The organism is Lysinibacillus sp. GW823-FHT06C08 (assembly GCF_058795135.1).
This window is the reverse complement of record NZ_JBXAHN010000001.1, coordinates 1,389,161-1,406,173: the sequence shown is the minus strand read 5'-3', so window position 1 is coordinate 1,406,173 and position 17,013 is coordinate 1,389,161. Positions and strand designations below refer to the sequence as shown.

Annotated in this window: 13 protein-coding genes and 1 pseudogene; 5 read left to right on the top strand and 9 right to left on the bottom strand. The window is 39.5% G+C overall.

What is annotated here, in order from left to right; all coding sequences use genetic code 11:
• Positions 1 to 10 precede the first annotated feature (10 nt).
• Positions 11 to 1,180, top strand: a complete 1,170-nt coding sequence (locus AC1Q6O_RS06560) for a pyridoxal-phosphate-dependent aminotransferase family protein (RefSeq protein WP_043990802.1) — start codon at positions 11 to 13, stop codon at positions 1,178 to 1,180.
• Positions 1,181 to 1,284: 104 nt separating this feature from the next.
• Here AC1Q6O_RS06560 and dsdA read toward each other — a convergent pair whose 3' ends face one another.
• Positions 1,285 to 2,613, bottom strand: a complete 1,329-nt coding sequence (gene dsdA / locus AC1Q6O_RS06555; RefSeq protein WP_090001765.1) for a D-serine ammonia-lyase — start codon at positions 2,611 to 2,613, stop codon at positions 1,285 to 1,287.
• Positions 2,603 to 3,076, bottom strand: a complete 474-nt coding sequence (locus AC1Q6O_RS06550) for a YaiI/YqxD family protein (protein ID WP_008181474.1) — start codon at positions 3,074 to 3,076, stop codon at positions 2,603 to 2,605. Before AC1Q6O_RS06550 ends, dsdA begins: the two co-directional genes overlap by 11 nt.
• 175 nt (positions 3,077 to 3,251) lie before the next feature.
• Here AC1Q6O_RS06550 and gdhA point away from each other — a divergent pair, with 175 nt between their 5' ends.
• The 3 genes from gdhA (at position 3,252) to AC1Q6O_RS06535 (ending at position 6,321) form a co-directional block, all read left to right on the top strand.
• The gene (gene gdhA, locus AC1Q6O_RS06545; protein WP_036124917.1) at positions 3,252 to 4,625 is read left to right on the top strand and encodes an NADP-specific glutamate dehydrogenase; all 1,374 of its coding nucleotides are present in this window, start codon (positions 3,252 to 3,254) and stop codon (positions 4,623 to 4,625) included.
• Between the two features lie 222 nt (positions 4,626 to 4,847).
• Entirely contained in the window at positions 4,848 to 5,534 is a 687-nt protein-coding gene (locus tag AC1Q6O_RS06540; RefSeq protein WP_089985071.1) for a phosphoribosylaminoimidazolesuccinocarboxamide synthase, read from the top strand.
• A gap of 133 nt (positions 5,535 to 5,667) precedes the next feature.
• Positions 5,668 to 6,321 carry a Yip1 family protein gene (locus AC1Q6O_RS06535; protein ID WP_089985073.1) on the top strand — a complete coding sequence of 218 codons (654 nt, stop codon included), beginning with the start codon at positions 5,668 to 5,670 and terminating at the stop codon, positions 6,319 to 6,321.
• Positions 6,322 to 6,360: 39 nt separating this feature from the next.
• Here the strand turns inward: AC1Q6O_RS06535 and AC1Q6O_RS06530 are convergent, their stop codons facing one another.
• From AC1Q6O_RS06530 to AC1Q6O_RS06505, 6 genes are all read right to left on the bottom strand, one after another.
• Positions 6,361 to 8,109, bottom strand: coding sequence for a methyl-accepting chemotaxis protein (locus tag AC1Q6O_RS06530; protein WP_089985075.1), 1,749 nt, complete (start codon positions 8,107 to 8,109; stop codon positions 6,361 to 6,363).
• 227 nt (positions 8,110 to 8,336) lie between these two features.
• Entirely contained in the window at positions 8,337 to 9,539 is a 1,203-nt protein-coding gene (locus AC1Q6O_RS06525) for an NAD(P)-dependent malic enzyme (protein ID WP_089985076.1), read from the bottom strand.
• A gap of 395 nt (positions 9,540 to 9,934) precedes the next feature.
• Positions 9,935 to 10,765, bottom strand: coding sequence for an MBL fold metallo-hydrolase (locus tag AC1Q6O_RS06520; RefSeq protein WP_342532464.1), 831 nt, complete (start codon positions 10,763 to 10,765; stop codon positions 9,935 to 9,937).
• Positions 10,766 to 10,779: 14 nt separating this feature from the next.
• On the bottom strand, positions 10,780 to 11,007 hold the full coding sequence (locus AC1Q6O_RS06515; protein WP_492401009.1) for a hypothetical protein: 228 nt from the start codon (positions 11,005 to 11,007) through the stop codon (positions 10,780 to 10,782).
• A 71-nt stretch (positions 11,008 to 11,078) separates the two neighbouring features.
• Positions 11,079 to 11,888 (bottom strand): sulfurtransferase, encoded by an 810-nt coding sequence (locus AC1Q6O_RS06510; RefSeq protein WP_089985081.1) that lies wholly within the window; start codon positions 11,886 to 11,888, stop codon positions 11,079 to 11,081.
• Between the two features lie 10 nt (positions 11,889 to 11,898).
• On the bottom strand, positions 11,899 to 15,510 hold the full coding sequence (locus tag AC1Q6O_RS06505; protein WP_107921805.1) for a dynamin family protein: 3,612 nt from the start codon (positions 15,508 to 15,510) through the stop codon (positions 11,899 to 11,901).
• A 264-nt stretch (positions 15,511 to 15,774) separates the two neighbouring features.
• Between AC1Q6O_RS06505 and AC1Q6O_RS06500 the strand changes: the two genes are divergently transcribed.
• Positions 15,775 to 16,197: a DUF4183 domain-containing protein gene (locus AC1Q6O_RS06500; RefSeq protein ID WP_089985083.1), complete on the top strand. Its 423-nt coding sequence runs from the start codon at positions 15,775 to 15,777 to the stop codon at positions 16,195 to 16,197.
• A 491-nt stretch (positions 16,198 to 16,688) separates the two neighbouring features.
• Here the strand turns inward: AC1Q6O_RS06500 and AC1Q6O_RS06495 are convergent.
• A pseudogene (locus tag AC1Q6O_RS06495) lies at positions 16,689 to 17,013 on the bottom strand (hypothetical protein); the annotation flags it as partial.

The following is a 17,013-nucleotide window of genomic DNA, read 5'->3' as shown; positions in this document are numbered from 1 at the left end:
GATTGATAATATGTATGAAAATATTTTAAGACATCCGGGACCAACACCGATTCCAAAGAGAGTTCAATTGGCAATGAATCGAGATATTTTTAGTCATCGGAGTCAAGAATTTGTGGAATTATACCGGGAGACGATTGAAGCCGTAAAGCCTGTCTTTGGCACGACACAGGACATTTTACTCTTGCCATCAGGCGGGACAGCTGCACTTGAAGCTGCGGCAGTCAATACGGTTGCGGCCGGTGAAGAAGTTGTGGTCATTACTGTTGGGGCATTCGGTGACTATTTCGTTTCCATTTGTGAGCAATATGGCTTCCATGTACATAAGCTCGAAAAAGAATGGGGACAAGCTTGCACTCCTGAGGAGCTACGAGCATTTTTACAGCCATTACAAAATATTAAAGCGGTTTTCGTCACATATAATGAAACATCTACAGGCATTTTAAATCCAGTCGCTGAATTAGCACAAGTGATTCATGACGAAACTGATGCTCTCGTTATCGTGGATGGCGTAAGCTGCATCGGTGGCGCGCCTGCTGAAATGGATGCTTGGGGTATTGATATTCTCGTGACAGGCTCGCAAAAAGCGATGATGCTTCCGCCTGGACTCTCTCTTGTTAGTGTGAGCGAAAAAGCTTGGCAAGTCATTGAAGACAATCAAACGCCAGCATATTATTTAAATCTATTAAGTTATCGTAGTTGGGCAGAAAAGGGGATGACGCCAAATACTCCTGCTATCACGCTTATTGATGGCCTGCATGAGGTTTGTCAGCTAATTGAACAGGAAGGCGGCTTCTCACAGACCATTGCCCGTCACGAGCTGATGAAAAACATGGTACGTAGTGCTATGAAAGCTTTACACCTCGAGCTCTTAACTGAAAATCAATACGCCTCCCCTACCATTACGGCTATTAAGGCACCAAAGGGGATTGAGCTTGGTGAATTTTTATCGCACCTTAAGCAGCAATATCACTTAGATTTTGCAGGTGGTCTTGGTCATCTACAAGGTAAAATTTTCAGATTCGGCCATATGGGCTATTGCTTCCCAAGTGATATACTACAAGCCGTATCCTTATTGGAGGCGGGGCTCCAAGACTTCGCTTATGACTTCCAGCCAGGCGCAGGCGTCCTTGCAGCTCAAGAAGTATATTTAGCAGCTCAACGTAAAGCATTGCAACGTTAATAATAAGAAAACAGGTGAAGAATTTTTCTTCACCTGTTTTTGCGCTTTCGAATAACTTGATTGGGGCAAGACTTTCCCTGTTCGAACAAAAAGTATCATCATTTTCAAACTAAATCTCTGCTCTTAGCCAAATACGTAGCACGCATGCTGTCTGGGACCATACTGCCACCTGTTGCCCACACAAGATGGGTTGCCTGCGCCATATGCTTTGTTAGTCCGCGCTGAGCTAAATAGTGTTGACCTTTTTGGGACAAGCGAATAGCGCCAAACATTCCTGCATGTGCAGATGGCTCTAAAAATAGTTTTTCGCTATCGATAGCTAAACCTAAAGAGGTAAACAACTCTTCATCTGTCACTGTATAGCAGCCACTTATATACGTCTCCATTACTTTTCCTACAAACTTGGAGGCGCGACCCACTGCAAGACCATCTGCTTCGGTTTTATTATCTAATTCTATATCCTCTACACTGATAGCATCATGAAGTCCAGTCATTAAGCCTAGCGTCATACAAGGTGAGGCAACAGGTTCTGCGAAGAAAATATGCACATGTTCGCCAAATATTTCTCGTAATCCGTAGGCAACACCGCCTGGTCCTCCCCCTACCCCACACGGTAAATACACAAACAATGGATGTGTGACACTGACTGGTATGTTCATGTTTTCTAATTGCCCTTTTAAACGCAATGCTGCGACTGCATAGCCTGCAAATAGATCCTTTGAATTTTCATCATCAATGAAATGACACATAGGATCTAATTCTGCTTCTTGACGCCCCTGTTCAACGGCAACACTGTAATCAGCCTCATATTCAACTACCGTGGCACCTTTCTCCCTAAGTAAAGCTTTTTTCCACTCCTTGGCATCACTCGACATATGTACAACGACATTAAAGCCGAGCTTCTTGCCTATAATGCCGATACTTAAACCTAAATTTCCAGTAGAGCCAACCGCAATGGTATATTGCTGAAAGAAGGACTGAAACTCCGCTGATGCTAGTCGTTCATAATCATCTGTTACTTGAAGCTTCCCACTTGCTAATGCCAGCCTTTCAGCATGCTTTAAGACCTCATAAATGCCTCCCCGTGCTTTGATGGAGCCTGAGATAGGTAAAGCATGATCCGATTTTAAAAGCAACTGACCTTCTATCAACACGCCATATTTATTTTCAAGCGCACTTTTCATAGCAGGAATTTCTAGAATGTCTGATTCAATTAATCCATTACTTTCCTCAAGCTCAGGGAATGCCACTTTTAAATATGAAGAAAAGCGTTGTAACGTTTCCTCTGCCTCCTTTACTTCTTGCATAGTAAAAAGCGATGTTTCCGGCTGTTTCACCCAATTTGTATTTTCCCAAAGTACAGTATTTTTAGCAGCCATCGATTTTAACAGTGGAAATTGCTCTAAAAGATCATGCTTACGTTCATTTTTCACCTGTAGAGTCCTCCATTTTTTGTGCAAAAATCGCTCGTTCACAAATTTGTCGAAATTTCATTTCAAACGAAATATTGTTTTCTTGTGTCCTTTTTTTAGGGCCCTTGGTGCGTCCACCTGCTCGACGAATTTTTTGACCGACATGGCGCATATCGAGCAGGCGTTCGATATTTTCATTAGACATTTCTCGTCCATTTTGATCAATTGGATACCCTCCTCTTGCTAAAACCATTGCCGCTAGCCCATAATCCTGTGTTATGACAATATCGTGTTTTGAAAGCGCGTTCACTAGCGTAAAATCAACCGAATCAGGACCTTTCGGCACCATAATTGTTATTACATTATCACGTTCTACACGATGGGATGTATCGCAAAATAAGATAGTTTCAATCTCAAACTCAGATGATACAGATAGCGCCAAATCCACTACTGGACAGGCATCAGCGTCTATAAGAACCTTCACAATAAGGCATCATTCCTTTCTCATAATTAGATGAATACTATCACCTAACATTATTTTAAAATATCATTTTCCCGACCCCTCTTGCTCAATTTTTCACAAACTAAAAAAGTATTTTATTGAATAGTTTGAAAAATAAATATACGATACACCTATCAACTAAATGGGGGTTTTTACTATGACAATCACAACTGTTAGCAATGAACAATTAGCTAAAGAATACGTAGATGGCGTATTCGAGCAACTTAAACAACAGAACTGTCATCAAGCGGAGTTTCTACAAGCAGCTGAAGAAATTTTCATTTCATTAGTACCTGTATTCGTCCAACATCCTGAATATATTAAGGCCAATATTTTATCTCGTATTGTTGAGCCTGATCGCATCATTTCTTTCCGTGTCGCTTGGCAAGACGATACGAACCAAGTGCAAGTAAATCGCGGGTATCGTGTACAATATAGCAATGTCATGGGGCCTTATAAAGGCGGCCTACGCTTCCACCCTTCGGTAAATGAATCCATCATTAAATTCCTAGGCTTTGAACAAATCTTTAAAAATGCTTTAACAGGGCAACCAATCGGTGGTGGTAAAGGTGGGTCTAACTTTGATCCGAAAGGTAAGTCAGATTCAGAAATCATGCGTTTCTGCCAAGCCTTCATGACTGAATTATACCGTCATATTGGTCCAGATGTCGATGTTCCTGCTGGTGATATTGGTGTAGGTGCTCGTGAAGTAGGTTATTTATGGGGACAATATAAACGTCTAACTAAAGCTAGTGAATCAGGTGTATTAACTGGGAAAATCCCTGGCTATGGTGGGTCCTTAGCACGTAAAGAGGCAACGGGTTATGGTACAGTTTATTTCGTCAATGAGATGTTAAAAGATGCGAACGATTCATTTGAAGGAAAAACAGTGGTTGTTTCTGGTTCTGGAAATGTTTCAACGTATGCGATTGAGAAAGCACAACAATATGGCGCAAAAGTAGTTGCTTGCTCTGATTCCGCAGGCTATATTTATGACCCAGAAGGCTTAGATTTAGATGTCATTAAAGAAATTAAAGAAGTTAAAGGTGATCGTATTTCAACTTACGTAAGTTACCGACCAAATGCTACTTTTACAAATGGCTGCACTGGCATTTGGACGATTCCTTGTGACATCGCTCTACCATGTGCTACTCAAAACGAAATTAATGGTGAGTCAGCTCGTACATTAATTTCAAATGGGGTCAAAGCAATTGGCGAAGGTGCCAACATGCCTTCTGATCTTGAAGCAATTAATGAATTCTTAAATGCTGGTGTATTGTTCGGACCAGCAAAAGCAGCGAATGCTGGAGGAGTTGCTGTATCTGCTCTTGAAATGGCACAAGATTCAAGTCGCGTATTTTGGTCATTTGAAGAAGTAGATGCGAAACTTCATCAAATTATGAAAGATATTTATTCAGATAGTAAAGCTGCTGCTGAAAAATACGGCTTCCCTGGCAACTTAGTTATGGGAGCAAACATCGCTGGCTTTATTAAAGTGGCAGATGGAATGCTGGCTGAAGGCATTTATTAATTATTAATAACTGTCCTAGCTATCTAGCATAAATCCTCCAGCGAACTTACGAAGCATTTCAAAACACAAGGTGATGACGATTATTCGTTATCACCTTGTGTTTTTATTGTAAATTAGCAATAAACGATAGAAACAAACACACAAAACGAACATTTTTAATATTAAACATTTAAAATATTCGTGTTATAATTTTAGAGTACTATGAATATTGGAGGTCTATTTGTGGAATTAATGTATACAGGGAAAACGAAGAATGTGTTCAAATTAGAAGATGGTCATTATTTATTAAAATTTAAAGACGATGTAACAGGTGAAAACGGCGTGTTCGACCCAGGCGCTAATACGGTTGGCTTAACAATTGATGGTGCTGGCTTAGCGGGTTTACGCTTAACTTCTTATTTCTATTCTAAATTAAATGAACAAGGTGTTCCTACTCACTATGTAGATGCCAACTTTGATGATGCAACAATGACTGTAAAGCCTGCAACAGTTTTCGGAAACGGTTTGGAAGTAATATGCCGCTTTAAGGCTGTTGGTTCCTTCTTGCGACGCTACGGTGCCTATGTGAAGGAAGGCCAAGATCTTGATGCCTTTGTGGAAGTTACCATTAAAGATGATGATCGCCAAGATCCTCCGATCTCTGAAGATGCATTAGCTATGTTAAACCTGTTAACACACGAAGAATATGCCATTTTAAAACAACGTACAATTGAAATTTCTAAATTTGTTGGAACTGAGCTTGCTAAAAAGGGCTTAACGCTTTATGATATTAAATTGGAGTTTGGCCGTGATGCCCAAACTAACGAAATTTTATTAATCGATGAAATTTCTGGTGGTAATATGCGTGCTTACAAAGGTGAGCAATACATTGAACCATTAGAGCTTGAAAAAATGATGTTAAGTCACTAATAAGAGCCGCCTTTGTGCGGCTCTTTTGTTATGAAAATAACTTATTTTTACTTTCTACGAAACTTTTCACTGTATCACTCGTATACTAACTATGCGTAACATGCAATTATTCTATTATTTTGGAGGTAGTTTGATGGAAAACTTTAATGACACACAGAAAGAAGAAAGGCCAAAGGTGAATCCGTTTATATCCGTTTGGTTACATCCAAAGCAAACCGCTCGCTATATGATTAACGAAAAATCAATCGGCTTTGCTATTTTGATTATGTCCATCGGTTATATCGGTTCTATCATGTCAGGGCTGACGGATTCGGAGTTTTTCACTGACCTTTCCCCTTGGTTATTGGCTTTACTGTGTGTAATCTTTGCTCCAATCGCTGGTATTATCGGGACAGCTATATCTGCTCTAATCACATGGCTATTTGGTAAACTATTTAAGGGTACTGGCACGTATTCAGACTTATTTAAAGGGCTGAGCCTTACAGCTGTACCATTTATAGTGCTTATTCCATTTTATTTAATATGGTTATTCACTTCACCAGAATCTTTACTAGATCCAAACTTTATGGGCTCACTTCCATGGATTTTTTGGCCAGCTATTTTAGCTTCTATTGTTGTAACTATTTGGTCTTTCGTCATTTCAGTCGGTGTGGTAGCAGAAGCACACCAAATCTCTAATTGGATGGCCTTTTTCACTATCTTTATTCCTGGAATTATTTTATTCATCTTGTTCTTCGTTCTTTTCTTCATTATTCTCGTTGGGATTATTGGTGTTGGCATGATGTAAAAAAATCTCCCCTCTCATTTAAGAGAGGGGGAGATTTTTTTATAGTTTAAATTGGGCAATCAATGTCTTTAATTCTAAAGCTAATGTTGATAATTGGGCTGATTTCCCCGCCATAACCTCCATTGAGCTACTTGTCTGTTCTGTTGTCGCCGTCGTTTGCTCCACACCTGCCGCAGATTCTTCTGCGACCGCAGCGATTTCTTGAATAGCGCTATTCATTTTTTGACCATCTTCAGTTACTTTTGATAAATTACTGGAAATCAATTGAACACTTTCCACTACATCATTAATAGAATTACTAATCGTCGAAAACGTTTCACTCGTAGCTTTAATTTGATTGGTACCCTCTTTTACTTCCTGATAGCCATCCTCTAATGAGCTCGTAACGACATCAAAATCTTGCTGAATATTTGTGACAATCGATGTAATATCATTGACAGAAAAGGCTACTTGTTCTGCAAGCTTACGTACTTCATCCGCAACTACCGCAAATCCTTTGCCATGTTCCCCAGCTCTAGCAGCTTCAATCGCGGCATTTAAAGCTAATAAATTCGTTTGATCGGCAATATCTTTAATGACCACCACCAATTTTGAAATTTCCTGTGCTTGGGCATCTAAATTTTTTACTTTCTCTACGGCATTTTGTACTATGCCATCAATCTTACTCATTTGAGAATTCGAAGATGTCATGAGCTGACTTCCTTCATTGGTTAAGCCTAATACTTCAACAGAAGATTGATGAATATGCTCCCCATGCTGATTTGTTTCACGTAAATCAGCAGTAAAACGTTCCATCAAGGACGTTAATTCGTTAGAATGATGCGCTTGTCCCTCTGCACCAGATGCTAATTCATTCATCGTAATTGCTACTTGCTCAGCACCCATATTCACTTCATTAGCTGATTGTGATAGCTCCTTACTGGATGTATTAATTAAATCAGACGCTTGAGCAATATTGTGTATCATGTCCTTCAATTTAGCTTGCATTTGATTCATAGCGTTTGCCAGTTTGCCAATTTCATCTTTTGAGCGAATCGACATATTTTCTTGCGTCAAATCACCCTCCGCAAATCGCTCCATCGCTTGGACCACTCGGTTTATTGGCTTAGCCATACTACTCGCGTATTGCCAAATTACAAATAGCCCGATCATAATAGCCACGCCAATCACAACAAGCGTTAATTTCAAAATACTCTCCGCGGGCTTATTAAAGTCTGCTAAATACGTACTGGCACCAATGACCCATCCCCAATACGGATCCGTTTCTGCATAGACCCCTTTTTCTTCTAGTTGATCAGAATTTGGTAATGGCCACGAATACGAGGCAAATCCACCACCTTCATTCCCCTTCGCAATGATTTCCTGCATATACTTAACCCCATTGTCATCTTGCTCATCCCAGACATTATTTCCCTCGATATTTGGATGCGCAATAGAGTTCCCCTTTTGGTCCACAACAAAAATATAACCACTCTCACCTAGTTTAATATTTTTATTAATAGGTCGCTTTCCATCACTATCCATTTCACCTAAAATAGCGACCTTCACTTTCTCTTGCGCTTCATCTAAAGATAAATTGCCTGCCTCTACCTCTTGATTAAATTGTTCAATCATGGCAATGGTCATTTCCACACTGTTTCTTAAATTTTCTTTTCCCACCGACTCTAAATTTGATTTACTTTGTTGATAGCTTAGATAGCCTAAGGTAATAAGGGGAATCATTAAAAGCAATAAAGAGAAAGCAATCAGCTTGGCTTTAATGGACCGGAATTGAACGAATGTTTTCATGTATTTTATCTCCTCTTTTATAGACTAAAGACCCATTTTTCTTTAAAAATATTACAACATTATGTATTTATACTTTACAATCAATTGCACGATTTATTACCTTGTACTCACCAATTTTATTACATAAAAAACTAAACAACAACATTTTTCGAGCAAATTCGATAAAAAATGTAGAAAAGCATATCTTTGCTTTTCTACATCTGCTGTATTTCAATATCTTTTATTTGTTAAACTGATAGCGCAGTAGTTTGTTGGAATAGTTCCGACACGCCAGATTCGACCGCTGCTCCGCTAACTGCACGAGAGACAATTGCAACGACACGCTCATCCAAAGATTTCGGAACAATATATTCCTCCGCGAGCTCCTCGTCACTCACAAGAGAAGCAATTGCTTCCACTGCAGCAAGCTTCATAGTTTCATTGATATCCGTCGCACGTACATCTAATGCACCACGGAAAATGCCAGGAAAGGCAAGGACATTGTTAATTTGATTTGGATAATCCGAACGACCTGTACCCATAACTCGCACTCCCCACGCCTTAGCATTTTCATACGTAATTTCTGGATTTGGGTTAGCTAATGCAAAGACCACCGGGTTTTCATTCATAGATGCAATATGCGCCTCTGATAATAGATTAGCTACCGAAACACCGATAAAGACATCTGCCCCAACGAGCGCGTCACTCAACGTACCATGTATTTTCTCTGGATTTGTTAAATGAGCAACCGCCTCTTTAATCGGATTCATCCCTTCTTTACGTCCCTCATAAATAATACCTTTTGTATCACACATAAAAATATTTTTATAGCCCATTTGCACAAGAATTCGCAAAATAGCGATCCCTGCTGCACCCGCGCCATTGATGACAACCTTCATTGTGGCAATATCCTTTTGCACAATACGATTGGCATTAATCATAGCGGCACCTACTACAATTGCTGTCCCATGCTGATCATCATGGAATACCGGGATATCACATTCCTGACGTAGCCGATCCTCAATTTCAAAACATCTAGGTGCTGAAATATCCTCTAAATTTACCGCCCCAAACGTAGGGGCAAGCGCCTTCACAATGCTGACGATTTCATCCGTACTTTTTGTATCTAAACATATTGGAAAAGCATCAACATTGGCAAAACGCTTTAACAAAATCGCTTTCCCTTCCATAACTGGTAATGCAGCTTTAGGCCCTATATCGCCCAATCCTAAAACTGCTGTACCATCTGATACAACTGCCACCATATTCCCCTTCATTGTATAGTCATAAACCAACGATGGATTTCTTTCAATTTCCACACACGGTGCGGCCACTCCAGGTGAATAAGCAAGACTTAGATCATAAGAATCCTGTACCGGTACTTTTGAAATCACCTCTAATTTACCACTATAGTGTGCATGCATTTCTAATGCTTTCTTCATGACATCCATTCCATCCCATCCTTTTCCCTTTGTTTTTCATTATATTTTAGAATCATATTACTTTGTGAAAATATAGTCAATGAATTTTCTGTCAATTTATTTCTTCTTTCGAAAATGCATTGTTACAAGACTTCTTATACATTTTTCTGTCAAATTAAGCTTTTCACAATCAATTATTTCGAAATAATTAACATCCTATAATGAGTAGTGGAAAATGTACAACTATCGCCTTTCAAGCTGTTCAATATTTCACATAGTATTTTTCTTGTGTAAATGAGAATTTTTTCACAAACTTATGTAAGCGTATCCATTGAGCCAATTGAGTTTGTCACAATTTATCCACATTTTTTCACAAAGTTTTTTATTATTGGTGTTACAGCTTTTAAGCCCAACAAAAAAGAGCCCTATTGCAAGGACTCCTGTGTAAAGTGACGGATAAAAGCATTGATTATATGTTTAGAGGACCATTGATCGCCAGACACTTTAACAATGGGATATTCTCGAGGGAAAATACTGGACGTCATCTCCTCTACTGAATAACCTTGTTGAAACAAGTGACGAACCTTCTCTTCCATTTCTTCAATATACGCTATTTTTTCTAGTATTCTATTTCGTCCATTGGCTAAATAGCCTGCATGACAACAATAAATTTCTTTAAAGTCATAGTTTAATAATTTCTTTAAGGAAGCTAAGGTATGTACAATATTTTCTTCATCGAGTACTACCTTGGTTTTCGTTTGAATGTATAAATCTCCCGTGAACATAGCACCTGTTTGGCGATTATAGAAAGCTAGGTGATCTGTCGTATGTCCAGGTGTTTCAATAACATCCCAGATAGCTGTTTTCGTCTGCAATGTAGTCCCTATCGGCTGCGCTAGAAAAGCCGGCCGCTCCCCCCATAATGCTTGACGATACAAAGGATAATCCCCATCCTGCGTACAAGTCTGAAGAGACTTACCATGAAGATAAATAGGTACATCCCATTGTTGCTGAAGCCACGCGGCATTACCCGCATGATCCTCATGCGCATGAGTTAAGGCAATTTGCTCCATTGGCAAGTCTTTAAAGAAAGATTGAAACTCCTGTGCCAGCGAATTAGAGCCTGTATCAATTAATAAACCATCTACAAAAAAACTATACACACTCATACCAAAGCCCTGAATTGCTACCTTTCCAAGTGCACATTGTACATCACCGTGGTGTTGAACAACTATGCTCGTCTCACGTTTAAACATCCACTTTCCCCCTTTTAAAAGAGTGTAGCATAAAATGAATGGTGAGTCATTTTGACTTTTTTGGCTCTATCCGTCGGTTTTGGCTTTCTATCCGCCAGTTTCAGCTTTCTATCCGCTAGTTTCAGCTTTCTATCCGCTAGTTTCAGCTTTCTATCCGCTAGTTTCAGCTTTCTATCCGCCACTTTTGGCATCCTATCCGTCACTTTCTTCTTTCTATCCATCACTTCCCCACTTCTATCCATCACTTTCCCCCGCACCCGATCCACCTCTCCAAAAAAAACGCTCACCTAAGTGAGCGTTTTTGCTGTGATCCTTATTCATTTGTACCTTTTTCAACATCGTATTGTGTAATCCAATCACTAAAGCTACCTACATATAATTGGATGTTTTCATAGCCTTCATCCGCTAATACGGCATAGAGTGGGGATGCGGTTACACCACTGCCACAGTAGACAACTACATGTTCATCTGGAGCCACTTTTTGACGCAATGCATCATTGGCCTGCAACTGACCGTCCTTCTTTAATTGCTCCCAGTCAAAGTTTTTCGCGGTTGGTATGTGGCCCGCTACTTTATCTAATGGCTCAACTTCCCCACGGTAACGCTCAGCCGCACGAGCATCTAGTAAAGTCGCTTTGACTTCACCGTCCACAATTGCCTTTACCGCTTGGCGTGGAGCATAAAGCTCATCCTTCCAGACAAAATCAATAAAGGTTGGTGGGTATTTAACAACATCTTTTGTAAATGGTATTTTCATTTCCAATGCAGATGCGCCCCCATTAACAATGACCACATTTGGGAAACCAGCATACGTCAGCATCCACCAAGCACGTGGAGCGAATGGTGCTGCTCCTTGATCATAGATAACGATTTGATCTTCATAACGTAAGCCTAATTCTTGAAATATCGACGTCAGTTTTTCTTTGTTCGGCATTGGGTGACGACCGTCTTTACTGTCCATATCAGATAGCTGCTGCTCTAAATCAATATAGATTGCTCCTATTGCATGACCTTCTTCAAATGCTTTTTTTCCAGCTTCTTTGTCTTGTAAATCAAAACGAGCATCGATAAAACGGACACCATCAAACTGAATTTCATCCACTGATTTGAACACTTTTCCCATAGGAATCACCTCATGCGTATTGTAATTGTGCGTAAATCGCTTTCCAAGAAGCTAAACGGCTTTCTTCTTGAAGCGCCAATCTTTCTGTTTCTATTTGCTCAAGCGCTTGATGATAAATATATAAACGTAATTTTTCTGCTTCCTCTGCAATAAATGTAATCGCCCATGTCATGAGAGAAACTTTCTGTGCATCTAAATAATCCTGTGCATCTGGTTTTGTCAATGTTTCTAATGCCTCGCTCAGCTTCACTTTTTCATTCTTCTCAAAGAAAGCTTTTTGATTGCGGAAGTGAGATTTTACGCTCGCATATTTCGAAATCTCACCAAATGGACCTTCAAAATCAAGTAAATTTGGCTCAGAAGATTCAAATGCTAAGAACGAGAAGCTACGGTTAAGCTCTTTTAGCTCACGTACTTCATCTTTAAAGCGATGCTGCATTTTCTTGCTAATAAACTGTGATAAACGGAAGTTTGTAACACGCATTTCCTGTGTAAAGTCGAAACGTAAGCTTTGCATTACTTCCTTCAATGCATGCTCCAATGCCTGCTGTGCTGGCATTGCCGCAAATGTTGAAGGATTATACCCTTCCTTAAAGAATTCAGGGTAACGATAGTAGACACGCTGTAGAACATAATAGAGAAGCTCATCAAGCTCTTGCTTTGTCTCACTTTCCAGCATACTTGTATTCAGCACACTAAACTTCGATTGAACATGCTTTTCAAGTACTGTTAATTCCTCTAAACGCTCATCCTTACGTTTTAGGTTTTCCTCTGTTTGCGCAATTAAGTCCGCTAAACGTTGCTCTGTTTTATCAACTTCCTCCGCAAGAGCCTGCACTGCTAATGCACTCAATTCATCATTTAAGAATGTATGGAAGTCATTTTCAAACGGTGGCATACCAGATACTAAGTCTGAACCTTCTACCTTTTCATTTAACGCTAGAAGACTTGATACACCGTACAGTCGTGGGAATCGAATTCCAAAACGCTGTAATTCTTGACGAACATAGCCTTTTACATCTTCCTGCTCCTCATCTGTTGTCGCTAAATCAATTGCATTTACAATAAAGAACATTTTATCCAGTTCAAATGCATCTTTTACACGACCAAGCTGAATTAAAAACTCACGGTCAGCTTTGGCAAATGCATGATTATAATACGTAATAAATAGAATGGCATCCGCATTCCGAATATATTCAAAAGCTACACCTGTATGTCGAGCATTAATGGAGTCTGCTCCTGGCGTATCCACCAATGTAACGCCCATGCGTGTTAATGGACTATCATAATAGAAGTCGATATTGTCTACAAAGCATGATTTATTTTCTTGTGCAACAAATTTTTCAAATTCAACGCGATCCACTCGAATAATAGTTCCAAGCTCAGACTTGAATGATGGATACCCCTCTTTATAGGCACGAATAAATGATTTGTGCACATTTAAACGCTCATCTGTCAACTGGACAGCAAGCCCTTCGTCAGCACGATTATACGCTTCCTCCAATGAGTGGACAGATAAGCCAATCGCTGCATACGACCCTTGAATATCCTCTAACATTTGTTCAGCTGTTTTAAGCTGGACATCGGCCGTTTCATGAGGATGCTCTGGTGTAACTGGACGAATTTTATTGATAGCTGCGGTTGTTGGGTTTGGCGATACAGGTAATACCTTCGCTCCCATCAATGCATTCGAGAAGGATGATTTTCCAGCACTAAAAGCCCCAAACAAAGCAATCGTAAAGTCTTTTTTCTGTAGGCGTTCTACTTTATTTTCTAGATATTGAGCAACTTCAGCAAAACCTTGTACTTCTTTTACAGCATTGGCGGTATGCAGAGCACGATTAATCACACCATCGATTGGCAGACTCGTCGCACTAACAGTTTGCTGCGCTTCTTCCTGCTGAATGACTTGTTCTTTTGGTTGTAGCATGGACTCATCAAACAAACGAATCTCTGCTAAATCCTGTTTAAAGGAATTTTCCCAATTTGTTAGCTGCTCATTCGCAACCTTGCGGATTTCATTGCTCGCTTGATGCATAATGGTCGCACTATATTGTTGGTAGCCTTCGATTTCAAGTACAGCCTTAATAGCATCCACTTTATCCTGCATGCCTGCCATCTTTAACTTCGAAGGAGCCGCTGTTTCAGTTGCCACCGCTTCTAATGTTGTCGCCTGTGCTTTTTTCCAGCTATCTGTTTCCTGAATAAAATAGCGCTTTGTTGCCTCTGCCACACGGTTGGCAAAGTTTAATACTGCGTCACCTGTTAACAATGCTCCTGTTTGAACTTGCTGTTCAATTAATGCAAAAGGCAAATCAAATGGATAAGCATCAATAGCTGACGCACGTTCTTCATTTAAGGCACCGACGTCCTTCAATGCATTTTTCATAAGACCCTTTAAATGCCCTGTAATTTGCGCATGGACAACATTTTGATAGGCACTATAAGCATCTTCTTTACGACGGTTACGCTCTTCCTCTGTTTTTTTCTTCGCAGTAAAGAGCCCTCCTACCTTAAAGCCCTCCTGCATACTTTCTAAATAAAGACGTAAGCGATCACGTAAGTCAGCTGGCATAATGGCAGCATTGGCAAGCAATTCTTTTCGCTGCTCCTCAAATGTTTCGTTCCACGCCTCGACAGAGAACAGCTCTACCTGACGATTTAACTTGTTGTATTGCTCTAAAATATCTTGGTGGTTTGCCCAGTCATCTGCACTTAAAATCTCTTCATCTAACGCTAGACGATCCTCTTTTTCTTCTATTAAATAATTGTCATGCTCGCTTTGTAATAAACGCAATGTATTTGTTGCTGTTTGGACAAGCTGATCCTGCCAATCGTTCATACTATCCATCACAATTTTCTTGACGGCTTCAAAATCGTTATGTGGGTGGTCAGGCTCTCTCAATGATGTGAAAAATACACCTTTCGGCACAACGCCCCACGCCGCAAAGGAATTATGAACAGTTGCTTTAAACTCTTCAAAGCTCAACTCATTTTCTTTATGCTTATCAATCATATTAACAATCAAATAAACATTTGGATTATATTTCATTAATTGCTTCGTGAATTGAAAATTCAACTCCGATTGCACATGGTTGTAGTCCATTGTATAGAATACGATATCGGCAATATGGAGTGCAGATTCCGTCGACATACGGTGTGCATCATCTGTGGAGTCTACTCCAGGTGTATCCATCACGGTAACGCCAAACGGTAGTGTTGACGCACTATGACCAATTTCAATTTGAGATACCAAATCCCCATTTTTACTAAGCTCTTTGACCGTTTTAAAATCATAGCCTGCCTCAAATTTAACAGGCTTTTCATTGTGCATATAAACAATCGCAAAGTCTTCCTCTGATTTATGCACTTTAACAATATTTGCACTTGTTGGAATCGGACTTGATGCTAATAAATTCTCGCCAGACAGCGCATTAATCATACTCGACTTCCCGGCTGAGAAATGGCCTGCAAACCCAATCACATACTCTTTTTGCTGAATTTTACGAGCAAAAAGTGATGTTTTATCCATGCGCTCCGTATCACCATTATGCTGATATATTATGTATTGCAAAGCGGCTTGCTTTAGTAGCCCCTCCAATTGTTGATCAAAATCTTTCATGAAACCAGTAACCCCTTTTTCGTTAATTATTCATAATTAGTATTCTACCTTATTCAACTAGCAAAGTATAACACTAATTTACGGTAAAAAGCATGTATGCCAACGCTTCTATCCAACTAGTATTTATGAAAAAAGCATGGTTGTCTGAAATAATCTTTATCGAATGATAGATGCTCAACTAGATTGAATTTTATTTTCTTCATATTTTATAGTAACTGAATTCGAGGCAAAGGTTAAATTTATAAGAATGGAGTGTGATAACACATGGTCAACCCTAAGCATGGTCAAATAAGTAATAAAAGCTGTGATTGTAGCAATGAGGATCGATTTATTTGGCCCCGTATAAAAGCCTCTTATGGTCCAATCGTCCCTCCCACCGAAGTTGTCCCAGAAGGAGTAGTCATTCCAACGATTAACAGATATTTTTACATTTTAACAAGCGATCTTGATTTAACAAACGGAGCAATCCTACCCGCTACTCTCTTTTGGAATGATCAGACAGATCCCATTACTGAATTCGTGATTTTTTCACCAAATGGCTATGTCAATTTGTATATTAATGCTGTTATGCAAGAGGGCGGTATTTATACACTATCAAACACGGCCTTAACCATTACTCCTTACGATGGCACATTATTTAGAGGAACGCCCATCATAATTGAATCATTAGGCTTCACCATAAAATAAAGACCATAATGGGCGTAAATGAATGGCATTTCTATAGTCAATTATTTTTTGTAAGGAACGGGTATTTCTAACAGATAGCTGTTAAAAGTTTGTTTCTTAGTTAGGACAGCTGAAAAAAACCGAAAGCTCCAATCCATCATCTATTAGATTTGGGTTGAAGCTTTTTTTACGTGACTATCACAAAAGGGTTTTAGGGAATGAGTATGATTATAGGGGAAACAGCAATTCATATTTGTCGGAACGCTGCAAACAGTAGATTTTCTTATAACGTTCACTGATGCAATGAACTAGTTGCATGATTGTCTTATTATGCGAAATTAAATATCCTACACATTAAAAAGCACCAATACATGTAAAAAAACTACGAATGTATCGGTGCTTCTGTATTCTTATTACTATATTGTCACTTTTACTTTTATTTCTTATATATTAGGTTGCCTGTTACTTGGTTTATAATGGAGAGTTTCTCTACTTTTGAGGTTTCTTGAAAGTTACTTTACAGGTTTACTTGCTGGCCCACTCACTTTATTTTTATCATCCTTCAACCCTAGCGCTTCATCAAGTTGCTTCATCGCTTCTTCTTTCGTTAGTGTACCCGCTTCTACTTGGTCAAAAATGGTTTGCACCTTTTCTTTTGAAATTTCATTAGCATTCGATGGTTTACTTGTAGGTTTTTTATCTCCGTTCAACCCTAGCACTTCATCAAGTTGCTTCATCGCTTCTTCTTTCGTTAGTGTACCCGCTTCTACTTGGTCAAAAATGGCTTGCATCTTTTCTTTTGAGATTTCATTAGCGTTCGTTGGTTTACCTGTAGGT